Annotated in this window: 1 protein-coding gene; it reads right to left on the bottom strand. The window is 34.9% G+C overall.

The features are described 5' to 3' along the window. Positions 1-86: 86 nt before the first annotated feature. Entirely contained in the window at positions 87-1,496 is a 1,410-nt protein-coding gene (ltrA, locus tag AZI32_RS16920; protein WP_061997124.1) for a group II intron reverse transcriptase/maturase, read from the bottom strand. Positions 1,497-1,920 lie beyond the last annotated feature (424 nt).

The raw sequence follows: 1,920 nt of genomic DNA on the forward strand, positions 1-1,920 counted from the left end.
AATCGAGTAGGAGGAAAATAATTATTTTATTTTCCGTCCTCTCACACCACCGTGCGTACCGTTCGGTACACGGCGGTTCAATAGAATTACCTAAATCTTAAATAACTCTCGGTTAACGTTATAAACCCTTGTTCTTTTAGGTAGTTATTAGATAATGTTGTATTTAAAACAGGGCTGTTGGAAATTCTCCAATAGCCTTTTCTTGTATTTGCATATTCCCATGCTTTAAAGTTATCCATCCCTAATTTGACTAAATTGTCATGCTTAGTTTTGATTTTCTTCCATCGTTTCCAATAGCACAGGCGCAGCCTTCGTCTTAGCCATTTATCCATTTCCCTTAAAGTACCATTTAAATCTGCTAGCTTAAAATAATTAATCCAACCAGTTATTGTTTGTTTTAATTTTAATGCTCGATATTCCATGCTCATCGCATTACTTCTTGCAGTAATTTTCTTAAGCTTAGCTTTCAATTTTTCAATTGATTTATTATGTACTCTTATTCCCATTCCATTTTTCTTATTATAGAATGAAAAACCTAAATACTTTAACTTCCATGGTCTGTCGACCTTGCTTTTTTCTTTATTCACTTTGAGTTTTAAATCTTTCTCTATGAATTTTGTGACACTTTCCATTACTCTTTCCGCTGCTTTCTTTGATTTTACATATATATTACAGTCATCAGCGTATCTACAAAAGTTTAGTTCTCGCTTTTCTAATTCTGTATCAAGCTCATTTAACATGATATTGCTAAGTAATGGTGATAAATTTCCACCTTGAGGTACACCTTTTTCGGTAAAATTTATTACTCCATTTATCATTACACCTGCTTGTAGATATCTTCTTATTAAAGATATTACCCTAATATCTTTAATTTCTTTATAAACTAAACCTATTAGCTTATCATGATTTACAGTATCAAAGTATTTCTCTAGGTCTATATCTACAGCCCATTTATATCCATTATCCATATACTCTTTACATTTTAGAATTGCTTGATGAGCACTTTTGTTAGGTCTAAATCCATAACTATTATCTGAAAACTTTTCTTCAAATATTGGACTTAAAACTTGAGCAATTGCTTGTTGTATAACTCGGTCAACTGCCGTTGGGATTCCTAGTGGACGTTTCTTACCATCTTGTTTGGGTATTTCTACACGTCTAACTGGGTTAGGTTTATAATTACCTTCCAATATAGATTGCTTAAGGCTATCGCCATTTTCTTTCAGATATTGTAGAAGTTCATCTACTTTCATACCATCAATTCCATGACTTCCTTTATTAGATTTAACCCTCTTAAAAGCTTGATTTAGATTGTTTCTATCTATAATCTTCTCAAGCAATCCATTGGCATATTTAATTTCAGCGTTCTGTTTCTTATCTAACGTCAATGAAATGCTAGGCGCTCCTACATATTCTTCGAGTTCCACTCTATCTTTCTGTAAGTAACCTTCTATATGAAGTTGTCTGCTTTCATCACATTTCTTTGTGTTCTTCAAAGTTTCAAAACCTCCTATCGTTCAGTCCTTCCACCCGCTTTCGCGATTAGCGAGAGTACTATGACTTCTGCTGACTTCTTAGATTTCAGCTATGTATCACTACATAGGTTATTGCTTCAAAATTCATTTCCACAATGTATATCTAAGACCTCCCCAGGTAAGAACGTAATCTTTCTCTCCATCTATCTGCCACATTTACATCACCTATTTTCGAGTAGTTATAGGGCTTCGATTTGTTATGCAATCTTACCCATAGGCGCTGCCTTGTATGTGATTTCTGTTCGTCAGACCAGAGATTTGCCGCCGACTTCCTTCAGATTCCACCTCACGGTGGACACCCTTGTCTTAGGCTATACACTTACCACTACTAGGTCGTGTTAGGGACTTTCACCCTTAAGATTACGCCCATGCTGGGCGCACATAA

This window comes from Clostridium sp. ATCC 25772, assembly GCF_001573875.1.
Taxonomy (GTDB): Bacteria; Bacillota; Clostridia; order Clostridiales; family Clostridiaceae; genus Clostridium_J; species Clostridium_J senegalense.